This window comes from Sciscionella sediminilitoris (assembly GCF_000737195.2).
Classification (GTDB): Bacteria; Actinomycetota; Actinomycetes; order Mycobacteriales; family Pseudonocardiaceae; genus Sciscionella; species Sciscionella sediminilitoris.
In genome coordinates, this window is record NZ_JALM01000046.1 from 40577 (window position 1) to 45287 (window position 4711).

Genomic DNA, 4711 nt, shown 5'->3' on the forward strand with positions numbered 1-4711 from the left:
AACCACGCACAAGCACCCGTGGCACGATGGGAGCATCATGTCTGGGCAGAATGAGTCGGGGCAGCGGGACAGTGAGCACCGAGAGTCAGGGGCGGCGAGTACTCCGAAGGGTGAGCGGAGGCGGCAGCAGCTGATCGAGGCGGCTTCGGCGCTACTCGTGGAGGGCGGCTTCAGCGCGGTCCGGCATCGTGCGGTGGCCGAGCGCGCCGGGTTGCCGCTCGCCTCGACCACGTACTACTTCGACTCGCTTGACGATCTGATCACTGCGGCCGTCGAGCATCAGAGCCGGACGGAACTGGATCGCAGTGAGCGTCAGTGGCGGGATGTGCCCGAGGAGGAGCGCACGGTCGAGGCCACGGTCCAGGTGTTGCTCGATCATCTGCTCGGGCACCGGCAGCCGAGCGTGGAGGCCGACTACGAGGCGGTGCTGTCCCGCTACGAACGGCTGGTGGCCACCGGTCGCCGTCAGTTCCTCCGCCCGCTGATGCGCGAAATGGGTGAGCAGATGGACGCCCTGCTCCTGGATGTGCTCAGCCGCTGCGGATACGCCACCGACCGGGCCGCGGTGGCCAGGCTGGTGGCACTGGTGGACGGCACGGTGGTCAACGCGCTGATCCAGGTGGACCCGAATCCGCGCGATGCGGCTGCGCAGGCACTGCTCGCCGAGCTGCGGGCCTGAGGTTAGGGTCAATAGTCGTGATCGCGAATGTGCTGGCGAACCGGTATGCCTCGAACGAGATGACCACGGTGTGGTCGGCTGAGCACAAGGTGTTGCTCGAACGGGAACTGTGGCTGGCGGTGCTGCGCGCGCAGTCCGAGCTCGGGGTCGCCGTTCCGGACGGGGTGCTCGCCGACTACGAGCGGGTACGGGACCGGATCGATCTGGACTCGATCGCCGCGCGGGAACGGGTCACCCGTCACGATGTGAAGGCACGCATCGAGGAGTTCAACGCGCTCGCCGGGCATGAGCACGTGCACAAGGGCATGACTTCACGGGATCTCACCGAGAACGTGGAGCAGCTCCAGGTCCGCCGCAGCCTGGAACTGGTGCGGGACAAGGTGATCGCGGTCCTCGGCAGGCTGGCCGGGCTGGCCGCGGAGCACGGGGAGCTGGTGCTGGTCGGCCGCTCGCACAATGTCGCGGCGCAGGCGACCACGCTCGGCAAGCGGTTCGCCACCGCGGCCGATGAACTGCTCACCGGCTACCGCAGGCTCACCGAGCTGCTGGCGCGCTATCCGCTGCGCGGGGTGAAGGGCCCGGTCGGCACCACCCAGGACATGCTCGATCTGCTCGGTGACGAGGAGAACGTGGCCGAGCTCGAGCGCCGGATCGCCGGGCATCTGGGGTTTTCGGAAGTCCTCACCAGCGTCGGCCAGGTGTACCCGCGCTCACTGGATTTCGAGGTGGTCTCCGCGCTGGCCCAGCTCGCCGCGGCGCCGTCGAGCCTGGCGAAGACGATCCGGCTGATGGCCGGGCACGAGCTGGCCACCGAGGGATTCCAGAAGGGGCAGGTCGGATCCTCGGCCATGCCGCACAAGATGAACACCCGGTCCTGTGAGCGGGTCAACGGGCTGATGGTGGTGTTGCGCGGATACGTTGCCATGACCGGGGAACTGTCCGGGGACACCTGGAACGAAGGGGATGTCTCCTGTTCGGTGGTGCGCAGGGTGGCGCTGCCGGACGCGTTCTTCGCCTTCGACGGCCTGCTGGAGACCTTCCTGACCGTGCTCGAGGAGTTCGGTGCCTACCCGGCGGTGATCGGCCGCGAACTGGACCGGTACTTCCCCTTCCTGGCGACCACGAAGGTGCTGATGGCCTCGGTGCGCGCCGGGGTCGGCCGGGAAACCGCGCACGAGGCGATCAAGGAGCACGCGGTCGCGGTCGCGCTCGCCATGCGCGAACAGGGCCAGGAGCGCAACGATCTCACCGAACGGCTCGCGGCCGATGAACGGATTCCCTTGGCACAGCATGAGATCGAGGAACTGTTCGCCGATCGGCTCGCGTTCACCGGGCTCGCTGCCCGCCAGGTTCAGTCCATTGTGGACGGTGTGGAGGAGATCGTGAAGCAGCACCCGGAGGCGGCCGCGTACCGGCCGGCGCCGATCCTGTGAGCTTGCGATGACCGAACAACACAGCAGCGCGCGGATTTCCGGGCTGTACCGGTACATCGTGAAGGGCTGCGCCGCGGAACAGCTCGACACCGCAGAGGTGCGCACCGAAGGTCTCGCCGAGGACCGGCGGTTCATGCTCGTCGAACCGGACGGCTCGTTTCTGAGTCAGCGCAAGGTCACCGGGCTCGCGGTACTCGTTCCCCGGCTGCTCGGCGACCGGCTCCAGGTCAGCGCTCCGGACGCCGATCCGCTGGAGATCCCGATTCGCTACACCGGATCGCGGCGGCCGGTGAGCCTGTTCAACCGCTGGTTCGGCGAGGGCATCGATCAGGGCGAGGAAGCCGCCGCCTGGTTCGGCGAACGGATCGGGCGCGAGTGCCGTCTGGTGCGCACCCCCGCGGACCTGGACCGGCCGGGCTGGGGCGATACCCCGGGCAAGGTCGGGTTCGCCGATGCGCACGCGATTCTGGCCTGCAGCACCGATTCGCTCGCCGAACTGAACCGGCGGATCACTGAGAACGAGGGCGAACCCGTTCCGATGAACCGGTTCCGGCCCAATATCGTGCTGGACGGTTTCGGTGCGCCGCACCGGGAGGACCGGGCGCGCAGCATGCGCATGGGCGGCTGCGAGTTCGCCCACTCGGTGCGGGCGATCCGCTGCGCGGTGCCGACCGTGGAGCAGTCGACCGGTGGCCGCAGTGGTCCGGAACCGACGAAAACCCTTGCCACGTACCGCAAGGAACCCGAACTGCGCGGCGGGGTGAGCTTCGGGGTCAAGCTCGCCGTCGTCCGCACGGGGAAACTCTGCGTGGACGACGAGGTCACCGTGGATGACTGGTTGCCGGAGGGCTTCACAGCGGCCCTTCCCTGAGCCGTACGCGGGTATCCTCGCCCCCATGACGAATATCGAACGAGTCGGAGTGGTCGGTGCCGGGCTGATGGGCTCGGGGATCGCCGAGGTCAGTGCGCGCGCCGGGCTCGATGTGCTGGTGGCCGAGCAGTCCGCGCCCGCGCTGGCGGCCGGCCGGGAACGCATCGAGCAGTCCCTCGAGCGGGCGGTGCGCCGCGGCAAGCTCGAGGCGGCCACGCGCGATGAGACGCTGGCCAGGATCCGGTACACCACCGATTTCGCCGATTTCGCCGACCGGCAGTTCGTGGTCGAGGCGGTCGTCGAGGACGAACAGGCCAAGGTCGAGGTATTCGCCGAACTGGACAAGGTCGTCCAGGACAAGGACGCCATTTTCGCCTCGAACACCTCCTCCATTCCGATCATGAAACTCGGTATGGCGACCACCCGTCCCGCCCAGGTCATCGGGGTGCACTTCTTCAACCCGGTTCCGGTGCTCAAACTCGTCGAGCTCATTCCCTCGCTGCTCACCGGGGAGGAAACCGCGCAGCGCGCCTCCGCGTTCGCCTCGGAAACACTCGGCAAGATCGTGGTCCGTTCGCAGGACCGCGCCGGGTTCGTGGTGAACGCGCTGCTGATTCCCTACCTGCTCTCGGCGATCCGGATGTTCGAATCCGGATTCGCCTCTGCGGACGATATCGACAACGGAATGGTGCAGGGCTGTTCGCATCCGATGGGCCCGCTCGCGCTCACCGATCTGATCGGGCTGGACACCACGAAGGCCGTAGCCGAATCCATGTACGCGGAATTCAAGGAGCCGCTCTACTCCCCGCCCCCGCTGCTTTCCCGGATGGTCGACGCCGGGCTGCTCGGGAAGAAATCCGGGCGCGGTTTCTACGACTACGCGAGCTGACCCTGTTTCGGCACCGGGCTGGCTGCCTTGAGGTTGCGCAGCACCGGTGCCGTTTCCAGGGTGCGGATTCCGTCCAGCGCGCCGACCCGGTTGATCAGGTAGTCGTGCAGTTCCGCCGGGCCCGCGCACAGTGCGGTGGCCATCAGGTTCGTCGGCCCGGTCGTCGCGATCACGCTGGCGAGTTCGGTGTGCGTGGCCATGGCGCGGGCCACGGTGTCCAATCGCGCCGGATCCACGGCCAGCCACAGCAGCGCCTCGGTGCGCACCCCGAACAGCGCGTCGTCGATCTCCAGGTCGAAGTACACCGCGCGGTCGGCGCGGAGTTCGGTGAGCCTGCGCGCCACGGTCGCCTGGGACCAGCCGGTGGCCTCGGCGAGCTCGACATAGCTGGCCCGCCCATCCCGCTGCAGCGCGGCCAGCAGGGCGTTGTCCGATTCCTCCAGCGGGCGCGCGGTGCCCGGTTCGGCGGCGGGCTCGGGTTCGGGCTCGGCGAGTGCGCGCTGCTGGTCTTCGCTGAGCATCCTGGTGAATCCGCCCCAGGTGGTCGGCCCGCCGAGGTACATGTGCAGCATGCAGTGCGCGCTCACCGCGGTGACGCTCGTGGTGCGCGGGATGTCGTGCAGCAGCATCGCGCGGGCCGTGTCCGCCTCGGGTGCGGCGTTGACGATCGCGAAGATCTCGGTGCCTCCGGAGGTCAGCTTGACCCACTGGGTGTCGCCGCGGCGCACCAGTGATTCGGCGAGCGGGCGCGCGTTCGCCGGTGCCACGGTCAGCCGGATCATCCACTGGGTGAGCCCGGCCCGGTCCGGGAACGGCATGCCGATCACCCGCAGCCCGGC

At 68.4% G+C, this 4711-nt stretch carries 5 protein-coding genes; 4 read left to right on the forward strand and 1 reads right to left on the reverse strand.

The annotated features are described in order from the left end of the window. Positions 1–37 precede the first annotated feature (37 nt). The 4 genes from AD72_RS20030 to AD72_RS20045 are packed head-to-tail and all read left to right on the forward strand — an operon-like array spanning position 38 to position 3872. Positions 38–679, forward strand: coding sequence for a TetR/AcrR family transcriptional regulator (locus AD72_RS20030; protein ID WP_031468063.1), 642 nt, complete (start codon positions 38–40; stop codon positions 677–679). Positions 680–696: 17 nt separating this feature from the next. Then, a complete protein-coding gene (purB, locus tag AD72_RS20035) occupies positions 697–2112 on the forward strand; it encodes an adenylosuccinate lyase (RefSeq protein ID WP_031468064.1) in 1416 nt (471 codons plus the stop codon). Between the two features lie 7 nt (positions 2113–2119). Further along, complete coding sequence (locus AD72_RS20040) at positions 2120–2983, forward strand: MOSC domain-containing protein (protein ID WP_031468065.1); 864 nt, start codon at positions 2120–2122, stop codon at positions 2981–2983. Between the two features lie 25 nt (positions 2984–3008). After that, positions 3009–3872 carry a 3-hydroxybutyryl-CoA dehydrogenase gene (locus tag AD72_RS20045; RefSeq protein ID WP_031468066.1) on the forward strand — a complete coding sequence of 288 codons (864 nt, stop codon included), beginning with the start codon at positions 3009–3011 and terminating at the stop codon, positions 3870–3872. On the opposite strand, the gene AD72_RS20050 is transcribed toward AD72_RS20045, so the two are convergent. Next, on the reverse strand, positions 3860–4711 hold an 852-nt coding region (locus AD72_RS20050), incomplete at its 5' end, for an Lrp/AsnC family transcriptional regulator (protein ID WP_051898808.1). The genes AD72_RS20045 and AD72_RS20050 overlap by 13 nt on opposite strands.

Coding starts and splice junctions, on each gene's coding strand:
- AD72_RS20040 (WP_031468065.1), top strand. CDS start 2,120: ATGACCGAACAACACAGCAGCGCGCGGATTTCCGGGCTGTACCGGTAC.
- AD72_RS20030 (WP_031468063.1), top strand. CDS start 38: ATGTCTGGGCAGAATGAGTCGGGGCAGCGGGACAGTGAGCACCGAGAG.
- AD72_RS20045 (WP_031468066.1), top strand. CDS start 3,009: ATGACGAATATCGAACGAGTCGGAGTGGTCGGTGCCGGGCTGATGGGC.